Source organism: Nocardia sp. bgisy118, from assembly GCF_057708605.1.
Genome location: NZ_JBYISM010000011.1, coordinates 173,239 through 192,320 on the forward strand (window position 1 = coordinate 173,239; position 19,082 = coordinate 192,320).

The window sequence follows — 19,082 nt, forward strand, 5'->3', positions numbered from 1 at the left end:
CGGGCGGCCCGGTCGAAGCCATTCCCTTTCCCCATGGGCGGGCGGCCCTGCGCACGCGCAGACCACCGCTTTCCAGAGGCGCCGAAGCCCGTACGGTCCCTGTTGCCTGAGAGATTGACGGGGAGGTGCTGCTCCTTCGGCGCCCGGTCTGTTCGAGACCGGAACTCTCCCGCACGGCGGCGACGCACCGTCAGTTTATGTCGGCGCGCCGCGAAACGATGCCTCCGCCCGGGTGTCGCCCTCGTCACTCCGCCGCGGCGGACAGCGAAAGGCCACCGTCCCGCGCGGGTGACGGTGGCCTGATGCCGCTCGGTGTCAGCCGGTGGCCCTGTTCATCCGCGCCTTGCGCCGGAACGCCAGCTCGTCCTCCGGACGCTCGGTCGCGGTGCTCGCGCGCTCCGCGGGGAAGTTCGCGATGGCGCCGGTCAGCTCGCGCATGGCGCCGCTCACGGCGATACCGAAGACACCCTGCCCGCCCTGCAGTAAATCGACGACCTCCTCGGGAGAGGTGCACTCGTACACCGAGGTGCCGTCGGAGAACAGGGTGATGCCCGCCAGATCCTGGACGCCCCTGCTGCGCAGATGATCGACGGCGATGCGGATGTTCTGCAGCGAGATCCCCGCGTCCAGCAGCCGCTTCACGATCTTGAGGACCAGGATGTCCTTGAACGAGTACAGCCGCTGACTACCCGAGCCCGCCGCGCCCCGGATGGAGGGCACGACGAGTCCGGTCCTGGCCCAGTAGTCGAGCTGACGGTAGGTGATTCCAGCGACCTGGCACGCGCTCGGCACACGGTAACCGACGAGCTCGTCGGGTACGGAGTCATCCGGGAACAGGCCGGGCTGCACCTCTGAGCCCTCGGTTGAGCCCTCGGTCGGACGGACGTCCGGCCGCCGCACATCCTGCGATTGCTCTGCCACTGACCACTCCCTTGCTCCGCAGACGCCTAGCCTCATCGATGGCCCGGCTCCGTGATGACCAACAACCCGTCATTCCGGACGTGGCCCAACTATCGAGATTACTCCCGTTGATTGTCTCGGGAGCGGCATCGTCGGACCAAACGCGACGCGCGGTAAAAGTCTGTAGCTGTAGTTGAGGTCTAGAAGATTTTCGGAATCCTCAGCTGTCGGTGGCCTTGAAGTCGTCCGGCGACACCGACTCGAGGAACTCCTTGAACTTCTCCACTTCGTCCTCGCGTTCGTCGGGCATCACCAATCCCGCTTCCTCGAGGACCGCTTCCTCGGCGTGAATCGGGCAACCCACGCGCAACGCGATGGCCACCGAGTCGGACGGCCGCGCCGAGATGCGTAGCTCGTTGTCGAAGACCAGATCCGCGTAGAAGGTGCCCTCTTGCAGATCCACGATCCGGACTTCCTTGAGAGTGTGCCCGAGCTCGGTGATCAAGATCTTGATCAGATCGTGGGTCAGCGGGCGGATGGGCGTCACCCCCTCCTGCTCCAGCACAATGGCCGTCGCCTCGGCCTGCCCGATCCAGATCGGAAGGTACCTGTCCCCCGACACCTCGCGCAGCAACAGCACGGGCTGGTTCTGTGGCTGCTCGACGCGGATGCCGATCACGCGCATTTCACTCATGCCCGCGCCTCGCTAACCCTCGGCTCCGGCATGCGCGAAGCACGCTGTGACATGATTCGCTCGCTCATAGCACTGCCTCCCATATTCGCCGGCCGCCCGACCTGACCGCTGCAGAGCACGCCGTACCACGAGTCTAGGCGAACCCATGGCGGTGCTGCGATCGGTGTGCACAGCCGAAATCGGCGTGTTGCCGGGGTGGAACACAGGAGCGGAAGTCAGCTTCCGAGAGAGTTGCGTACCGAGGCTTTCACCAGGCAGGTGTGCAGCGTCAGCGAGAGTGCCGCGAGTTCGCGCACAGTTTCCTCGGCCCTTGCCCGCGCGCCCGCGTCGCGGCTCTTGGCGATCGGCGCGGCGATCTGCGCCAACAGCGCGGCCTCCCGGTCCGCGGCCAGTTTGAAGGCGCGCAGATGCCGTGCCTCCAGGCCGAATTCAGCCATGGCGCAGGCGGTTCTGGCCAACGTGACCGCCTCGCCGTCGAAGAATCCGGCGGCGCCAGGGGTGATCAGGTTGGCCCGGATCAGATCGTTGAGGAACCGCTCATCGATCTCGGCCTGCTCCAGCAGATCCGCTCGGGTGAGCCGGATTTCGTGATCGAAGCGCAACTCGTCCGGCGAGACCTCGCCGGGCACCACGCCCAGCCTGCGCGGCGCGGCCGTCCGCGGGACACGGCCGACCTGCGCGGCGGCGGAGCCGGAATCGGCGCCCGTGATCGGGCCCGATTCCGCACCGCCGGGACGGCCGGAGTGCGCCCGCGCGCGGGCTTCCCGCACGCCGAGCGTGGCCGCTCCGCTGTCGATCGCTTCCAGTTGCTCCTTGATCACCTTCAGCGGCAGGTACTGATCGCGCTGCGCGGTCAGCACGAACCTGAGCCGTTCGCAGTCCGCGACCGAGAACCTGCGGTAGCCGGAGGGCGTGCGCTCCGGCCGGATCAGGCCCTCGGACTCGAGGAACCTGATCTTCGAGATGGTGATGTCCGGGAAGTCGGGTCGCAGTAGGTCGAGAACGGAGCCGATCGACATCCCTCCGCGCGCCCACTGCGCCGCGCCCGTCACAGCGCCGTGCCTTTCACACACATCGGCGCCGTCGTGCTCATAGACTGCCCGCACCCGCTGACGGCTCGTTCACGGCGGCGCGCGGTCCGGTCAGGAACACGAGCCGGAACTTGCCGATCTGGACCTCGTCGCCGTTCTGCAGCTCCGAGGAGTCCACCGGCTCCCGGTTCACGTAGGTGCCGTTCAGGCTGCCCACGTCCACCACCTGGAACGTGTCGTCGTCCTGCCGGAACTCGGCGTGCCGACGGCTGACCGTGACGTCGTCGAGAAAGATGTCACTGTCGGGGTGACGCCCCGCCGAAGTGGTCGGCTGATCCAGGAGGAACCGCGATCCCGCGTTCGGCCCGCGCTTGACGACCAAGAGGGCTGCGCCGACCGGCAGGCCCTCGACCCCTTGGACCGGCTGCTCACCGGTCTGCTCACCGGAGCGCGACGCGTCGACCTCGCTCAGGAAATCCGCGCGGAAGACCGACGTCGTCTCGGCCGCGGTCTCCTGGTAACCCGGGTCTTTGTTCTCGCTCACCGTTTCTCTCCTCCTCGAACCTGATTATCCATGCAAGCAGGTGATGCTTCGCCGACACGACCGGTCGTGTCGCTAGAACACCGGCAGCGGATGCCGGTACATCTGTTGGCTTTGACCGTACCCTGCCGGGGCGTGCCCGTGCAGGGAGAACTAGGAAGGCCGCGTCAGCCCCCGATAACTCCTTGATAACCTGCCGCATCCAGCAGTTCACCCAGCGTGACATCGAGCCCGGCGGCGTCCTCCACCTCGAGCTCGAACAGCCAGCCCGCACCATACGGGTCGGTGTTCAGCGTCTCCGGCGCGGAGGTCAGTTCTTCGTTCACCGCAACGACTTTCGCGGCCAGCGGGGCGTAGATGTCCGAGACGCTCTTGGTGGACTCGACCTCCGCGATGCCCTCGCCCGCGCTCGCCGCCCGGTCCGCGTCCGGCAGCTGCACGAACACGACATCACCGAGCTGCGACTGCGCGTAATCGGTGATGCCGACCCGCACCCGATTCGGGGCGACCCGGCGCACCCACTCGTGCTCTTCGGTGTACCGCAGATCCTCGGGGGTTAGGGGCACTGGGCGTCCTTTCGTAGTGAACGTTGCACGCAACCTTATCGGTTATGGGCGACGGTGCCCCACAGCCGGTATCGCTCGCGCCACCGCAATGGCCTTGCCCGCGTAGAGCACGCCGGTCCAGAGATACACCGCCGTGCCCCAGACCAGGAAGGCCCCGCCGAAGGCCCGGCCGAAACCGGCGAGTGCCCAATCCATCTGTCCGGCAAGCAACCATGGCAGCGCGGACATGAGCGCGAAGGTGGCGGCCTTGCCCAGATAGATGACCTCGGGCGGGTCCAGATCCCGCCGTTTGTAGACCGAGAGCGTGAAGGTCAGCATCAGATCGCGGCCGACGAGCAGCAGCGCGACCCACCACGGCAGCAGGCCGCGGATCACGAAGGCCAGCAAGGTGGTCACCAGGAAGAGCCGGTCCACGAACGGGTCGAGCAGCGCGCCCAGACGGGACCCCTGATCCAGCAGCCTGGCCAGCTTGCCGTCCAGGAAATCGGTCACGCCGCTGGCGACAAGCAGCGCGAAGGCCCAGCCATCGGCCTCCTCGACGAGCAGCAGCCACAGGAACACCGGCACGCCGATCAGCCGCAGCACGCTCAGCACGTTCGGGACGGTGAGGATGCGGTCGTCGAACACGCCACCGCCGGTGTCGGCGCGCTCGCCGGGTTCGGTGGTCCCCGATTCCGTTGTCACACGCCTGTGCTTACCGCACGAGCCCCTGGCGTCGCCATCCGGGCTCGCCGTGGGTTTACGCCACATCGCCCACCCTGAAAGAATGAATATGAAACCATCTCATCATCGATAGATGAGGAGAGGATGTCATGCCCGCATTCGACTACGACGTGGTAGTGATCGGTTCCGGGTTCGGCGGCAGCGTGAGCGCCCTGCGGCTGACCGAGAAGGGCTACCGGGTGGGCGTGCTCGAGGCCGGGCGGCGCTGGACGGCCGACGACCTGCCCAGCACGAATTGGAACGTGCGCAAATCCCTTTGGGCACCGCGCCTCGGCCTGACCGGTCCGCAGCGGATCAGCATTCTGGGCAAATGCGCGGTGTTCTCCGGCGCCGGAGTGGGCGGCGGCTCACTCATCTACGGCAACACCCTCTACGAGCCGCTGCCGAGCTTCTACACCGACAAGCAGTGGGCGCACATCACCGACTGGAAGGCCGAGCTGGCGCCCTACTACGACCAGGCCAAACGGATGCTCGGCGTCGCGCCCAACCCGCGCATGACGCCCGCCGACACCGTGATCAGGGAGATCGCCGACGACCTCGGGGTCGGCGATACCTTCCACGCGACGAACGTCGGAGTCTTCTTCAACGAGTCCGATCCCGGCACCGAGGTCGACGACCCGTACTTCGGCGGCGCCGGCCCGCGCCGCCGCGGCTGCGTGCACTGCGCACGGTGCTTCACCGGCTGCCCGCACAACGCCAAGAACACCACCCCCACCAACTATCTCTACCTGGCCGAACAGGCGGGCGCCGAGGTGCATCCGCTGACCACGGCCACCGTGGTGCGCCCGCTGTCCAGCGGTGGCTACGCAGTGGAGACCGAGCGCTCGGACCGCTGGATCCGCAAACAGCGCAGGACGTTCACCGCCGAGCAGGTGGTATTCGCGGGCGCCGCGCTGGGAACCCAGAAGCTGCTGCACCGGATGCACGACGAGCGGGTGCTGCCCGCGCTCTCGCCCAGGCTCGGCGAGCTGACCCGCAGCAACTCCGAGGCAATCCTCAATGTGGTGAGCCGGACGCGGCGCGATTTCGCCGAGGGCATCGCGATCACCTCCTCCATCCATCCGGAGGCCGACACGCACATCGAGGTCTGCCATTACGGCAAGGGACAGAACGCGCTGTTCCCTATGTCGGTGCCGATCGTGGACGGCGGCGCGTTCCGGTTCCTGCGGTTCCTGCTGGCGATCCTGTTACACCCTGCGGTGTTCCTGCGCAGCCTGAACGCCAGGCACGCGTCGGAGAAGTCGGTGATCCTGCTGGTGATGCAGTCGCTGGACAACTCGCTCACCTCGTTCCGCAAGCGCGGGCAGCTGAAGACGAGGCAGGGCACGGGCGAGCCGAACCCGACCTGGATCCCGCTCGCGCACGACGTCGGCCGCCGCTTCGCGGAGAAGGTCGACGGTGACACCCACGGCCTGATCATGGACGTCTTCGACATCCCGGCCACCGCGCACTACATCGGCGGCTGCGTGATCGGCGAGAGCGCCGAGACCGGCGTGGTCGACCCGTATCAGCGGGTGTTCGGGCATCCCGGCCTGCACGTCGCGGACGGGTCGGCGGTCACCGCGAATCTCGGCGTGAATCCCTCGCTGACCATCACCGCCCAGGCCGAGCGAGCCATGGCCTTCTGGCCGAACAAGGGCCAGGACGATCCACGCCCCGCGCTCGGCGAGCACTACCGGCGCATCGATCCGGTGGCGCCCGTCGGGCCCACCGTCCCCGCCGCGGCGCCGGGCGCGCTGCGCCTGCCGATCGCGCCGGTCGATCCCCCCGTGCCTGCGACCTGAGCCGCGCGGTCTCGGCGTCCGCACGATGCGCGGGAATCGACGGCGGCAGGCTAGCGTGATCCCTCGTGTCGGACAGTGGTGTTGATCTGCGTTCCTACGTCCCCGCCGAGGAGATGCGCGAGCGTGGGCGCGCCCTGCGCGAGCGTGTCCCGGTGACCGCGCGCGACCGCGAGGTCACCGGCACGCGGCGGCCGGAGGTGCTCGAATTCCTGCGCGCCGCACACGCGGACCGGCTCCCGCACCTGGTGCCGCTGCGGGTGGGACGCATGATGTCCGGTCCGTTCACGTTCTACCGCGGCGCGGCCGGACTGATGGCCGCCGATCTGGCCGATGGACCGGTCAGCGGTCTCGACGCGCAGCTGTGCGGTGACGCGCACGCCGCGAACTTCGGCCTCTACGGCACCTCGCGCGGCGAAATCATCATGGACATCAATGATTTCGACGAGACCATCGCCGGGCCGTGGGAGTGGGATCTGGAGCGCCTCGCCGCCAGCCTGGTGCTGGCCGGGCGCGAGTCGGGCGCCGACGAGGACGACTGCCGCAGGGCCGCGCGCGACGCCGCCCGCAGCTACCGGATCGCCGTCGACACGCTCGCGGAGCAGCCTTTCATGGAGTCGTGGACCGCCCTGCCCGACGAATCCGTGATCAGCAGGGCCAAGGCCGACGACCTGCTCGACGACTTCAAGAAGGCGGCCAAGAAGGCGCGCAAGAACAACAGCGCCAAGGTCGCCGCCAAGTGGACCAGGCATCTCGACGACCACGTGACCGATGTCAGCAAGCACCGATTCGTCAGCGACCCACCGGTTCTCACCCCGGTCGAGGACGCCGTGGAGCAGGCCGTCATCGACGGATTGCAACGCTACGGCGATACCCTCGGCGAGTCGCGACGCAACCTGCTGGCCCGATTCGCGGTGTCGGACGTCGCTTTTCGTATCGTCGGCACCGGAAGCGTCGGGCTGCACAGCTATGTCGCGCTGCTGCACGGCAACGACGGCGAGGTGCTGGTGCTGCAGCTCAAGCAGTCCATTCCCTCCGCGCTCGCGCCGTACCTGCCCGCACCCCCGGTGCGCCACGAGGGCGAGCGAATCGTGCAGGGCGCCAGGCTGGTTCAGTCCGACTCCGACATGCTGCTCGGCTGGACGACGCTCGCACTCGGCGGGCGCGAGGTGCCTTTCATCGTCCGGCAGTTCCGCAACTTCAAGGGCAGCATCGACCCGGCCGCGCTGCCCGCGGACGATCTCGACGACTACGGCAGGCTGGCGGGCGCGCTGCTGGCCCGCGCGCATTCGCGATCGCTCGATCCCCGTCTGCTCTCCGGGTATCTGGACGGTGACGAGAGCTTCGACGAGGCCGTCGCGAATTTCGCGGTGCGCTACGCCGATCGCACCGAGGCCGACCACGCCGAGCTCGAACGTGCGGTCCAGGCTGGGAAACTCGCCGCCGAGGTTCCCGAATGACCGGTGCCGCCGGCTTCCAACACGCCGCGTGTCGGTGTTGGCGCGGCGCGCCGCGCGCCATTGCTCGTATCCTGTCCACTGTCGCGTGACGACGTGAAGGGCGGTCGCGAATGCTCGTACGAGTACAGAACCCGGCTGGCACGAATGCCGAACGGGCACTGATCGATTGGCTGCGCACGTGGAAGGACCCGGTGAGCCCGCACGGCGTGGCCACCATCAATTGCAGCCTGTTCCACAAGGACAAGCTGCACCAGTTCGACGCGGTCGTCTGGACGCCGACCAGCTGCGTGGTGATCGAGGCCGAGGCGCTCGTCGCCCGCCAGGACGGCGTGCTGGAGATCCCGCTGAACGGGCCGTGGGCGATCAACGGTGAACCCGCCGCGATGGAGAGCAGGGACAAGCGCACGCCGCTGGAGAAGTCCCGCGATCACACCTTCGCGCTGCAGGACTGGCTGTCCGCCCGCGGCCTCGGGCAGCGCGCGGTGCACGGCGTGGCGCTGGTGGTCCCGCTGCGCGGAGCCGAGCTGCAGATCCAACAGGCGTGGAGCGACCCGAGTTTCGACGTCATCCTCGGCAACGACCCCAGCAGGCTGCGGCACTACTTCGACACGCTCGCCGAGAGCGAGAAGCACCTGTGGACCGCCAACGACGTCGCGGTCGCCTTCCGCGGTCTCGGCATCCTCCCCTATCTACCCGCACCGCAGGAGCTGATCAACGAGGGCTTCATCGGCCCCGTCGACATCACGCTGTGGCACGGCGGCCCGCAGCAGGCCCAGGCCGAGGCGTACGCCGAAGAGCTGGCCCAGCTGGAGCGCGACGCGCGAGGGCCGATCGTCAAGGCTCCGTGGTACAGCCCGTGGAAGCTGTACCCGACCGAGCGCGGCGACATCGACATGGGCCGCGCGCTCATGCGGGCGGTGCTCACGGTCGGCATGGTGGTGGCCATCGCCTGGGTGCTGTGGTTCGTCGTCACCGCGATCCTCACCTACGGGCCGGGCTGATCGCTCGGCGCGCACCGCCCCTGATCAGCTCCGCTCGTAGACGCTCGCGTCGTCGAGCATGGCGGCGCGCAACATCGTCTCCGGCACGCCCATCGCCTCCACCAGCGTCAGCGCGTGCGGGCGCAGCCGGTCCACCAGCTCGTTCACCCCGCGGCGCACCGCCTTCGCGCGCTCGACCGACATGAACCGGTGCATGATGAACCAGGCCGAGTTCTCCTCGAGCATGGTGTAGACGAACAGGTCGCATACGTCGTCGGCGAGCGCCTTGGCGTCCGGGTCCTCGATGTCGCCGATGCCTTCGATGAAGGCTTCCAGCACCAGCCGGTCGATGTGCGCGGCGCCCGCGGCCAGGATGTGGTCCTGGGCGTTGTTGAACGCCTCGAAGGGACCGGTCTCCTCGGCCCGCGCGCGCAGCCGGTGCGCCGCGGTGCGGACCAGGTAGTCCTCGCGGTCGGCGAACAGTTGCAGCTGCACCGAGCGCCGGGACAGGTCGCCCTCGTCGACTCCGTCGTCGCCGCGGTCGCGCAGCGTCTGGATGAGCTGACGCACACCGGAGCGCTTGCGCACCACGTCACCGGCCATGGTGGCGGCGAAACGCACCCAGCCGAGCGCGTCCAGATCGCGGATCTCGTCGGCGTAGGCGGTCAGCAGTTCCTTGGCGACCAGTTGGGTCAGAACGATGTTGTCGCCCTCGAACGTGGTGAACACGTCGGTGTCGCCCTTGAGCGTCACGAGCCGGTTCTCGGTGAGATACCCTGCGCCGCCGCACGCTTCGCGACATTCCTGGATGGCGCGGGTGGCGTGCCTGGTCTGGGCGACCTTCAGGCCCGCCGCGCGCTTCTCCAGCGCGCGCTGCGCGTTCGGCTCCAGATCCTGGCCGGTCTGCACCAGGTGCATGCGGCGAACCAGGTCGTTCTGCGCGAAGGCGTAGGCGTAGGACTTCGCCAGCAGCGGCAGCAGCCTGCGCTGGTGGCTGCGGTAGTCGAGCAGCACCGTCTCCTCACCGCTGTCCGGATCGGCGAACTGCCTGCGCTTCAGCGCGTAACGCAGCGCGATGCTCAGCGCCACGCGCGCGCCCGCGGCCGCCGCGCCGCCCACGCTGACCCGCCCGCGCACCAGCGTGCCGAGGGTGGTGAAGAAGCGCCTGCTCGGGTTGTCGATCTCCGAGCTGTAGGTCCCGTCGGGCGCCACGTCGGCGTAGCGGTTGAGCAGGTTCTCGCGCGGGACGCGGACGTGATCGAAGGTGATGCGGCCGTTGTCGACGCCGAGCAGGCCGCCCTTGAGCCCGTCGTCGGAGGTGGTGACGCCGGGCAGGTCGGCGCCCTGGTCGTCGCGGATCGGCACCAGCAGGCAGTGCACGCCCTGGTTCTCACCGTTGGTGATGAGCTGGGCGAAGACCGCGGCCATCCTGGCGTGCTCGGCGGCGCCGCCGATGTAGTCCTTGCGCGCCGACGGCGTCGGGCTGTGCACCACGAATTCCTGGGTGCCGGGATCGTAGGTGGCGGTGGTCTCGAGGTTGGCGACGTCGCTGCCGTGCCCGGATTCGGTCATCGCGAAGCAGCCGAGCAGGTCCAGCGAGATCAGCCTGCGGATGTACTCACGGTGCCGTTCGGTGCCGAGGTTCTCCACCGCCCCGCCGAACAGGCCCCACTGCACGCCCGCCTTGACCCACAGCGACAGGTCGGCGTAGGCGAGCATCTCCAATCCGGTGACGGCCGCGCCCGGTTCGCCGGTTCCGCCGTTCTCCCTGCGGAATCCGCGCTCGGCGTAGCCGAGGGTCGCGATCACCCGCATCTGGTCCAGCACGCGGGCCCTGGCCGCCTTGTAGTCGAGGTAGGGGTCGCCGGTGAATTCCTGCCCGGTCAATTGGGTTCGGGCCTCCTCGCGGACCGACCCCCATGGTCCATCGAGTGCCGCACGAAGGTGTTCTGCCGTCGTAGAGCTGCTGCCGGTAGCCATGACTTCGACCATAGTCGCCACGTACCACGCGGAATCGAGGCAAAACTCTTGCCCCCGATTGAACACGCGTTTAATATACTGAACATGTGTTCAAGCAACAGCCCGTATCGCAAGGATCCTCCGCGGATCTGACCACGGCGGCCCGTATCAGAGACGCCGCGATCGAAGTCTTCGGCGAGCACGGATTCCAGGTCGGGGTTCGTGCCATCGCGGCTGCGGCAGGCGTCTCCCCCGGACTCGTCAACCACCACTTCGGTTCCAAAGACGGTCTGCGCGCCGTGTGCGACGACCGGGTGCTGGAGCTGATCCGGGACGAGAAGGTCAAGGCGATCACGGCACCCAACGCCGCGTCGGGCATGCTCGCCGCCCTGGCCGAGATCGAGATCTACGGCCCGCTCGTCGCCTACATGGTGCGCAGCCTGCAAGCAGGCGGACCGATGGCCGAGTCGCTGTTCGAGCACATGGTCGCCGACGCCGAGGTCTACATGCAGCAGGCCGTCGACGCGGGGACCGTGAAGCCGAGCCGCGACCACAAGGCCCGCGCCCGATATCTGATGATGCTCAATGTCGGCGCCATCCTGCTGTGGGTGCAACTGCATCGCCGCGACGACGAAAAGATCGATTTCCGCAAGGCGATCCGCGCGATCACCGAAGAACTCACCCCACCGGCCCTCGAGTTCTACACCCAGGGCCTGCTCATCGACACCACCCTGATGGACACTGTCATGAAGGAGCACTGATGTCCGAGGTCATCGAAGCCGAGGATCTGCGTAAGACCTTCGGCCACGTCAAAGCCCTCGATGGGCTGAACCTCACGGTCAGTGAGGGCGAAATCCACGGCTTTCTAGGCCCCAACGGCGCGGGCAAGTCGACCACCATCCGGGTCCTGCTCGGCATCCTGCGCGCCACCTCGGGTCACGCCAGGCTGTTCGGCCGCGACCCGTGGACCGACGCGGTCGGCCTGCACCGCGAATTGGCCTACGTGCCGGGCGATGTCACGCTGTGGCCGTCGCTGTCCGGTGGCGAGACCATCGACCTGCTCGCCAGAATGCGCGGCGGCATCAACACCGAACGCCGCGCCGAGCTGATCGAGCGCTTCGATCTCGACCCGCGCAAGAAGGCGCGCACATACTCCAAGGGCAACCGGCAGAAGGTCGCGCTGATCTCCGCGCTCGCCTCCGACGTGCGGCTGCTGCTGCTCGACGAGCCGACCTCCGGCCTGGATCCGTTGATGGAACAGGTCTTTCGCGAGTGCGTGCACGAAGCGCAGCAGCGTGGCACGACGGTGCTGCTGTCCAGCCACATCCTGTCCGAGGTGGAGGTGCTCTGCGATCGGGTGACCATCATCCGGGCAGGGCGGACCGTGGAGACCGGCTCGCTGTCCGAGATGCGCCATCTCTCGCGCACCGCTATCACTGCCGAATTGCTCGGCGACCCAGGCGATCTCAGCCGGATCGGCGGCGTCGAGGACATCGAGCGCGACGGGTCGACGCTGCGCTGCCAGGTCGACAGCGAGCACCTCGGCGAGCTCATCCGGGTACTCGGCGACGCGGGTGTGCGGAGCCTCACCAGCGCGCCGCCCACGCTCGAGGAACTGTTCATGCGGCACTACCACGTCGACGGCCAGGCGGGCGACACCGCGACGACCCACGGGGAGAAGGTGCGAGCATGACAGCGCGGAGCGATTCGTTGAGGGGTGGCGGCCGGGTGACGGGTGGGCCCACCGCCGTCCACCGCGCCTCTGCCGCACCGCTTTTCGGCGAATCCGCCGATTTCGCGGGCACCTGGCAGTTGCTGCGGCTGTATCTGCGTCGCGACCGGATCGTGCTGCCGCTCTGGTCGCTGCTGATCGGGTTGATGCCCGCCTTCCAGGTGGTCAGCATCAAGGACCTGTACACCACCCAGACTCAGCTGGACGATTTCGCCCGGACCACCGCCGACAGCCCGGCCCTTGTCGCCATGTACGGGCCGGTGTTCAGCACCGAGCTGGGCTCGATCGGCACCTGGAAGGCCGGCGCGATGTACACGATGATCGCGATCGCGACCATCCTGACCGTCATCAGGCACACCAGGGTCGAGGAGGAGACCGGTCGCGCGGAACTGGTCGGCGCCACCAGCATCGGCCGCTTCGCGGGGCTCACGGCGGCGCTCACGCTGACCTTCGGCGGCGCGCTGATCGCCGGAATCTCCTGCGCCGCTTCGCTCTACGCCGCCGACCTGCCCGCGGCGGGTTCGCTGGCCTTCGGCGCGGCGCTCGCCGCGTCGGGCATCGTGTGGGCCGCGATCGCCGCGGTCGCCGCCCAGGTGAGCGCCGGTGCGCGGGTCGCGCGCGGCGTCGCGTTCGGGACACTGGGCGCTGCCTTCGCGCTGCGCGCGGTCGGCGACGCGGGCAACGGCGTACTCTCCTGGTTCTCGCCGATCGGCTGGTGCCTGCAGATCCGCCCCTACGCCGACGAACGGTGGTGGGTGCTGCTTCCGCTCGCCACGGCCGCCGTGCTGGCGACCGGCGCCGCCTACGCCCTGCTCGCCTCGCGCGACACCGGCTCCGGTCTGCTCGCCGAACGGCCGGGCCCCGCCGCCGCGGCGCCGCGACTCTCCGGCCCCGTCGCGCTGGCCTGGCGTCTACAGCGCGGCACGCTGCTGGTCTGGACGGTGGGCTTCGGCCTCTACGGTCTGCTGATCGGCGGCGCGGTGAACAGCGTCAGCGACATGCTCGACGACAGCGGCACCATCACCGATCTGGTCACCCGCATGGGTGGTTCGGAGAGCCTGGAGGAGTCGTTCATCGCGTACGCGCTCGCCATGCTGGCCGCCGCGGCGTCCGCGTTCTCGATCTCCGCGGCGTTGCGCCTGCACGACGAGGAGGCCAGCCAGCGGGCCGAGGCCACGCTGGCGGCCGCGGTCGGCCGGACCCGATACGCGTTGAGCCACATCGCTTTCGCGCTGGCCGGCCCCGCGCTGGCGCTGCTCACCGCCGGGCTCGCGATCGGTGTCGTCTACGGTCTCACCACCGGTGATCTCGGCGAGAAGCTGCCGGAATCGCTGGCCGCCGCGGCCGTGCAGGTACCCGCGGTCTGGGTGGTCACCGGCATCACGATCGCGCTCTTCGGGCTCGCGCCGCGCTACACGCCGGTCGCCTGGGGCGTGCTGAGCGGCATGGTCGTGCTCTTCTTCGTCGGCTCGCTGAACGGGCTGCCGCAGTGGATGGTCGACCTGGTGCCGTTCGTGCACCCGCCGAAGCTTCCGGGCGCGACGTTCGAGGCGACGCCGATCCTGTGGTTGCTGGGCACCGCCGCCGTCCTGCTCACCGTCGGCATCGCGGCCTACCGCCGCCGTGACCTGCGCTGACCCGACACCGTGCGCCGCCGCTCGTTCGCGGGCGGCGGTGCACGCGTCTCAGCGCCGGTCGATCCCGGTGAGCCCCAGTTTGCCCGCCAGCCGCTCGAGATAAGCGCGGACCTCCTCGGCGTCGCGGTCCGGCAGACCGAAAACCGCCTCCGTCACGCCGAGTTCGGCCCACTGCGCCAATTGCGCGGCATCGTGCCGCCCCGCCAGCGCGACGATCTCCGGGGTCTCGGTACGTCCGTGTTCGCGCCAGATCCGGTGCAGCAGTTCGATCTTCTCGCCGAGGCCTTCCTCGGTGGGTGTCGTGATCCACCCGTCGGCGTTCTTGGCGAGCCAGGCGAACGACTTCTCCCCGCCCGCCGCGCCGAGCAGCACGGGGATGCGCTTCTGCGTCGGCTTCGGCCATGACCAGCTCGGACCGAAGCTCACGAACTCGCCGGAGAAGCTCGCCTCCTCCTCGCTCCAGATCGCGCGCATCGCGTCCAGGTGTTCGCGCAACACCGTGCGCCGCTTGTTGGCGGGCACCCCGTGGTGGGCGAGTTCGTCGGTGTTCCAACCGAATCCGACGCCGAGGCTGACCCGTCCGCCGGACAGGTGGTCCAGCGAGGCGATGGCCTTGGCCAAGGTGATCGGGTGGTGTTCGGCGGGCAGCGCCACCGCGGTCGAGAGCGTGATCCGTTCGGTCACCGCCGCGGCCGTGCCCAGCGCGACCCAGGGATCGAGCGTGCGCAGGTAGCGGTCGTCGGGCAGGCTGGCGTCGCCGGTGCGCGGATGCGCCGCCGCGCGCACCACCGGAATGTGCGTGTGTTCGGGGACATAGAACGAATCGAAGCCGGCCCGCTCGGCTGCCGCGGCGGCGTCGGCGGGCGTAATGCCCCGGTCACTGGTGAACAACACGATCCCGTACCGCATCGCACGCACTCCCATCGCCAGAAATTAGAACAAGTTCTACCACCTTTCACCGCGCCGCACCATGGTCTTGCGCCCCGCGCACGCGTGCTGACAGGCGCGGATGCCGGACCCGCACCGCGACAACTATGGTCGCGGGCATGGGTCTTGACGCGCTGCCGGGAGGAGACAACACGAATCCGCGAGCCGATCACCCCGGCTGGCGCAACAGGGTGTGGCCACGCCGGGCCCCGCATCTGCCCGGCGTCAGCGAGGCCGTCGGGCTGCTGGTGGCCGACCGGCAGGCCACCGCCGACACCATCGTGGCCGCGCCCACTCCCCTGCAACCGATCGACCTCACCGACGACGCGAGGGTGGCCGAGGTGCTCGATCTCGCCGTACGCGCCGGAGAGGTGGTGCTCGCGTCGGGCACCGGCGTCATGGACACCACCACCCAGGTGCGTTTCATCGCGGCCACCTACGGCCTGGCCCGCTGCGATGTCGACGTCACCTACGACTCGATCCGCATCTGGGCCGACCGCGGCCCGCTGCTGCCGCCCGCGAGCACGATGCGCGTCGTGCAGTATCGCGCGCTCGACTTCACCCGGCTGGCCGCGGTGGACCGGCTCACCCGGCGCATCCGCACCCAGGTGGTCGCGCCCGAGGACGCGCGCGCGTCCCTCGACGCCATCACCTCCGCACCACACCCGTACCACCGCTGGACCGCGACGTTCGGCTGGTCGCTGCTCGCCGCCGCCATCGCCGCGCTGCTCGGCGCGGGCATCGTCGTCGCGGCGCTCAGCTTCGCCACCACCGCGGCGATCGACCGGACGAACCGGGTGCTGAACCGCTACGGGTTGCCGTTCTTCTTCCAGCACATGATGGGCGGACTCATCGCCGCGGTCCCTGCCATCGTGCTGTCCACCCTCGCCGAACCGCTCGGCTTCCACGCGGATCCCACGCTGATCATCGCGGCGGGCATCACCGTGCTGCTCAGTGGTCTGCAATTGGTCGGTTCGGTGCAGGACGCCATCACCGGGGCGCCGATCACCGCGACCGCGCGGCTGCTCGAGGTGGTGATGATGACCGGCGGCATCGTCGCGGGCATCGCGCTGGCGCTGCGTCTGGCGCAGGTGGTCGGCGCCACCGTGCCGTCCATCGATATGACCTCGGGTCGCGACATCACCGATCTGCCGGTCAAGATCGCCGCGGGCGCGATCGCGGCGCTGGCCTTCGCGCTCGCCTGCTACGCCGAGAAACGCGCGCTGGCCGCCGCGGCGTTCGGCGGCGCGGCGGGCGCGATCAGCTATCTGCTCGTCCAGCACGCCGGATTCGGTCCGGTGATCTCCTCCGGGGTGGCCGCCACCCTGGTCGGCATGGCCGGTGGTCTGATGGCCCGCCGCGCGCTGACGCCGCCGCTCGTCGTCGCGGTCGCGGGCATCACGCCGCTGCTGCCGGGTCTCAGCGTGTATCGCGGGCTCTACGCCATGCTCAGCGACGAACCGTTGCTCGGCTTCGATCAGCTGCTCGCCGCATTCGGCATCGGCTGCGCGCTGGCCGCGGGTGTGACGCTCGGCGAATGGTGCGACCGCTCGCTGCGCCGTCCGCGGATTCTCAGCCGTTTCGGTTCGCTCCGACGACCCATCGTCCGGCGCAGGCGGCGCGCGAATCCCGCACACTGATACCCTGCCGCAACTCGGGTGCGGCGAAACCGGCGAACCGGTATGGTCTGTGCGGTTAGTTAGGGTAGCCAAACAAGTGGGCTGCCGCAGGCGACGGTGAGGTGGTTCGGAATGTCGGAAGCAGTACCTTTCTCGGCACGCATCCAGTCCGCCACCGCGCGTCAGCACGCGGAGGCGGAGAACTCCTCGTTCATCAGCGACATGCTCGGCGGCGCGCTCGGCATCGACTCCTACCACCGCTACACCGGCCAGCTGTGGTTCATCTACCGCGCACTGGAGCAGCGCTGGCCCGAACTGGCCGACGACAGCGTCGCGGGCCCCTTCATCAAGCCGGAGCTGGCCAGGACCGCCGAACTCGAGCGCGACCTCGTCGCCCTGCTCGGCCCGGACTGGCGCGCCCAGCTGCGGGCGCTGCCCGCCACCGTCGCCTACGCCGAGCGCATCGAGGAGTGCTCGCGCGACTGGCCCGCCGGGTACGTCGCCCACCATTACACCCGCTATCTCGGCGACCTGTCCGGCGGTCAGGTGATCCGGGGCACCGCCGAGAAGCTGTGGGACCTGCCGCGCCGCGGCGACGGGGTCCGCTTCTACGTCTTCGACGGCATCGCCAATCCGGCCGCCTTCAAACGCGAATACCGGGCCCTGCTCGACGACCTGGCGGTGGACGAGCTCGAGCGCAGGCGGGTGCTCGAGGAATGCCAGCGCGCCTTCGACTACAACTCCGCGATCTTCGCCGAACTCGCCGCGGAGTTCCCGGCGCGCCGCCCGTCCTGACGGTCAGTAGGCGCCCTCGCCGCGAGCGACCGCGCCGATGGTCTTGGCGATGAGCAAGAGGTCGAGCACCATCGACCAGTTCTCCACGTAGGAAAGATCCAGCCGCACCGAGTCTTCCAGCGAGAGATCCGATCGGCCGCTCACCTGCCAGAGCCCGGTGATGCCCGGCTTGACCAGCAGCCTGCGCCGCATCTCGCCGTCATAGCTGTCGACCTCGCGCTGCACCTGCGGACGCGGGCCGACGACGCTCATCTCACCGCGCAGCACGTTGAGGAACTGCGGCAGCTCGTCCAGACTCAACTTCCTGATCACCCGCCCGACCGGCGTCACCCGCGGATCGTCCCTCATCTTGAAGAACACCGGGTTGCCGCCGTTGGCCTCGATCAGCGCGGACACGGTGCGCTCCGCGTCCTGGTACATGCTGCGGAACTTGATCATCCGAAAAGGCTTGCCGCCGCGCCCGATCCGCTCCGAGAGGTAGAACACCGGCCCGGGGCTGGTCAGTTTGACCGCCAGGGCGATGGCCAGCAACACCGGCGCGATCGCCAGCAGCACGCCCGCCGCGAAACACGCGTCGAAGACCGCCTTTCCGGTCGACTTGGCCCGGTCGTACTGCGGTTTGGCGATGTGCAGCATCGGCATTCCCGCGACGAGCCGGTTCGTCAGCCGGGTACCGGAGATGTCGACCACGCCGGGCGCGACGATCAGCTCGACGCCGAGCGGATCGAGTTCCCATGCCATCCTGCGCAATTCGACCGGACCCAGGTAGTCCGTCGCGGTGACCGCGACGGTGTCCGCACCGCTGCGGCGCACCGCCTCCAGCACCGAGCGATCGTCGCCGACGACGGAGAAGCTGCGGCCGGATGCCCGCAGCGCGTAGCGCCCCGTCGTGGCGACCCCGTCCGGAATGCACACGCCCACCACGCGATAGCCCGAATCCGGGTCTCGGGAGAACGCGCTCGCCATCGCCTGCGCAGCCTCCGGGGCGCCGACCACGAGCACCGAGGTCAAGCACTCCGCGCGATCGCGGCGCCTGACGCGGGTGTGCCAGCGCCAGCCCAGCCTGCTGGACATCAGTCCGAGCAGCCCGAGCGGCAGTGCGATCGCCAAATAGCCACGCGCGAAATCGATCTGGACGATCAGCGAGACGATGGCCACGGCGCCGAACAGGCGCAGCGTTGCCGAGACCAGCCGCCGGTATTCCTCGGTTCCCGAGCCGACCACCTGCGGCGAGCGGGTGTTCCCGGCGGCGAGGAACAGCGCCCAGGTCGCCGCGAGCGCCACGGAAACGACCGTATAGCCGATCTCGTAGGACAATCGCCAGGCCAGCGGCGGCGCCGCGGGCCCGCCGAACCTGATCACCTGCGCCAGACCGACCGCGCCCGCTATCACTAGCAGATCCGTTGCGGCCAAGTGCTTCACGTAGTCGGCTTGCCAGCGTTCCCGCTCGGAACGCGGCGGGATGTGCGACGGTCCGGATATATCGAGATCGTCGCTGCCCGTGAGCTCGTAGCTCATGGAACACACACCTCCCCCTGGGAGAGAATTCGTTGCTCCCGATCCCTGTCGATCGGTCCCCCGCAGTCCCGCATCGGCCGTCCCGGGGTGTTCGGTCATTCGACGGCCAACAGCAGATTGTTACAGAACTCGAAACGGCGCACATATCGAATGCCAAGGGTCACACTGTATTCCAGAGAATAGCCGACGAACTTCCGGTCGGTTTCGCCCCCGAATCGG

Annotated in this window: 17 protein-coding genes and 1 riboswitch; of the genes, 8 read left to right on the forward strand and 9 right to left on the reverse strand. The window is 68.8% G+C overall.

The features are described 5' to 3' along the window. Nucleotides 1-83 precede the first annotated feature (83 nt). A riboswitch (glycine riboswitch) is annotated at nt 84-182 on the reverse strand. A gap of 133 nt (nt 183-315) precedes the next feature. The 6 genes from AC3EO7_RS16385 to AC3EO7_RS16410 all read right to left on the reverse strand — a co-directional run bounded on the left by AC3EO7_RS16385 (nt 316) and on the right by AC3EO7_RS16410 (nt 4,416). After that, nucleotides 316-900: a MerR family transcriptional regulator gene (locus AC3EO7_RS16385; RefSeq protein WP_431970432.1), complete on the reverse strand. Its 585-nt coding sequence runs from the start codon at nt 898-900 to the stop codon at nt 316-318. Nucleotides 901-1,120: 220 nt separating this feature from the next. After that, nucleotides 1,121-1,594: a bifunctional nuclease family protein gene (locus tag AC3EO7_RS16390; RefSeq protein ID WP_141811267.1), complete on the reverse strand. Its 474-nt coding sequence runs from the start codon at nt 1,592-1,594 to the stop codon at nt 1,121-1,123. 215 nt (nt 1,595-1,809) lie between these two features. Next, nucleotides 1,810-2,613 carry a transcriptional regulator FtsR gene (gene ftsR / locus AC3EO7_RS16395; protein WP_435591641.1) on the reverse strand — a complete coding sequence of 268 codons (804 nt, stop codon included), beginning with the start codon at nt 2,611-2,613 and terminating at the stop codon, nt 1,810-1,812. A 70-nt stretch (nt 2,614-2,683) separates the two neighbouring features. Then, nucleotides 2,684-3,169 (reverse strand): oxoglutarate dehydrogenase inhibitor Odhl, encoded by a 486-nt coding sequence (odhI, locus tag AC3EO7_RS16400; RefSeq protein WP_431970384.1) that lies wholly within the window; start codon nt 3,167-3,169, stop codon nt 2,684-2,686. A 164-nt stretch (nt 3,170-3,333) separates the two neighbouring features. Continuing rightward, nucleotides 3,334-3,732, reverse strand: coding sequence for a glycine cleavage system protein GcvH (gene gcvH, locus AC3EO7_RS16405; RefSeq protein ID WP_431970385.1), 399 nt, complete (start codon nt 3,730-3,732; stop codon nt 3,334-3,336). A 42-nt stretch (nt 3,733-3,774) separates the two neighbouring features. After that, complete coding sequence (locus tag AC3EO7_RS16410) at nt 3,775-4,416, reverse strand: CDP-alcohol phosphatidyltransferase family protein (RefSeq protein WP_431970386.1); 642 nt, start codon at nt 4,414-4,416, stop codon at nt 3,775-3,777. A 128-nt stretch (nt 4,417-4,544) separates the two neighbouring features. Here AC3EO7_RS16410 and AC3EO7_RS16415 point away from each other — a divergent pair, with 128 nt between their 5' ends. The 3 genes from AC3EO7_RS16415 (at nt 4,545) to AC3EO7_RS16425 (ending at nt 8,697) form a co-directional block, all read left to right on the forward strand. Then, complete coding sequence (locus AC3EO7_RS16415; RefSeq protein ID WP_435591642.1) at nt 4,545-6,239, forward strand: GMC oxidoreductase; 1,695 nt, start codon at nt 4,545-4,547, stop codon at nt 6,237-6,239. 65 nt (nt 6,240-6,304) lie between these two features. Then, nucleotides 6,305-7,696 carry a DUF2252 domain-containing protein gene (locus AC3EO7_RS16420; protein ID WP_435591643.1) on the forward strand — a complete coding sequence of 464 codons (1,392 nt, stop codon included), beginning with the start codon at nt 6,305-6,307 and terminating at the stop codon, nt 7,694-7,696. Nucleotides 7,697-7,806: 110 nt separating this feature from the next. Continuing rightward, nucleotides 7,807-8,697 (forward strand): nuclease-related domain-containing protein, encoded by an 891-nt coding sequence (locus tag AC3EO7_RS16425; protein ID WP_435591644.1) that lies wholly within the window; start codon nt 7,807-7,809, stop codon nt 8,695-8,697. Nucleotides 8,698-8,721: 24 nt separating this feature from the next. On the opposite strand, the gene AC3EO7_RS16430 is transcribed toward AC3EO7_RS16425, so the two are convergent. Beyond that, the gene (locus AC3EO7_RS16430) at nt 8,722-10,656 is read right to left on the reverse strand and encodes an acyl-CoA dehydrogenase family protein (RefSeq protein ID WP_435591645.1); all 1,935 of its coding nucleotides are present in this window, start codon (nt 10,654-10,656) and stop codon (nt 8,722-8,724) included. A gap of 86 nt (nt 10,657-10,742) precedes the next feature. Here AC3EO7_RS16430 and AC3EO7_RS16435 point away from each other — a divergent pair, with 86 nt between their 5' ends. Genes AC3EO7_RS16435 through AC3EO7_RS16445 form a run of 3 tightly spaced genes read left to right on the forward strand, consistent with a single transcriptional unit; the run spans nt 10,743 to nt 14,004 of the window. Then, nucleotides 10,743-11,396, forward strand: coding sequence for a TetR/AcrR family transcriptional regulator (locus AC3EO7_RS16435; RefSeq protein ID WP_435591646.1), 654 nt, complete (start codon nt 10,743-10,745; stop codon nt 11,394-11,396). Then, a complete protein-coding gene (locus AC3EO7_RS16440; RefSeq protein ID WP_435591647.1) occupies nt 11,396-12,328 on the forward strand; it encodes an ABC transporter ATP-binding protein in 933 nt (310 codons plus the stop codon). Before AC3EO7_RS16435 ends, AC3EO7_RS16440 begins: the two co-directional genes overlap by 1 nt. Beyond that, entirely contained in the window at nt 12,325-14,004 is a 1,680-nt protein-coding gene (locus AC3EO7_RS16445) for an ABC transporter permease (protein ID WP_435591648.1), read from the forward strand. Before AC3EO7_RS16440 ends, AC3EO7_RS16445 begins: the two co-directional genes overlap by 4 nt. A 48-nt stretch (nt 14,005-14,052) precedes the next feature. Here AC3EO7_RS16445 and AC3EO7_RS16450 read toward each other — a convergent pair whose 3' ends face one another. Beyond that, nucleotides 14,053-14,913, reverse strand: coding sequence for an LLM class F420-dependent oxidoreductase (locus AC3EO7_RS16450; RefSeq protein ID WP_431970434.1), 861 nt, complete (start codon nt 14,911-14,913; stop codon nt 14,053-14,055). A 233-nt stretch (nt 14,914-15,146) separates the two neighbouring features. Between AC3EO7_RS16450 and AC3EO7_RS16455 the strand changes: the two genes are divergently transcribed. Beyond that, entirely contained in the window at nt 15,147-16,571 is a 1,425-nt protein-coding gene (locus AC3EO7_RS16455; RefSeq protein ID WP_431970435.1) for a threonine/serine exporter family protein, read from the forward strand. Between the two features lie 111 nt (nt 16,572-16,682). Then, nucleotides 16,683-17,345 (forward strand): biliverdin-producing heme oxygenase, encoded by a 663-nt coding sequence (locus AC3EO7_RS16460; protein ID WP_431970393.1) that lies wholly within the window; start codon nt 16,683-16,685, stop codon nt 17,343-17,345. Nucleotides 17,346-17,348: 3 nt separating this feature from the next. On the opposite strand, the gene AC3EO7_RS16465 is transcribed toward AC3EO7_RS16460, so the two are convergent. After that, a complete protein-coding gene (locus tag AC3EO7_RS16465; RefSeq protein WP_435591649.1) occupies nt 17,349-18,863 on the reverse strand; it encodes a sugar transferase in 1,515 nt (504 codons plus the stop codon). Nucleotides 18,864-19,082: the final 219 nt, after the last annotated feature.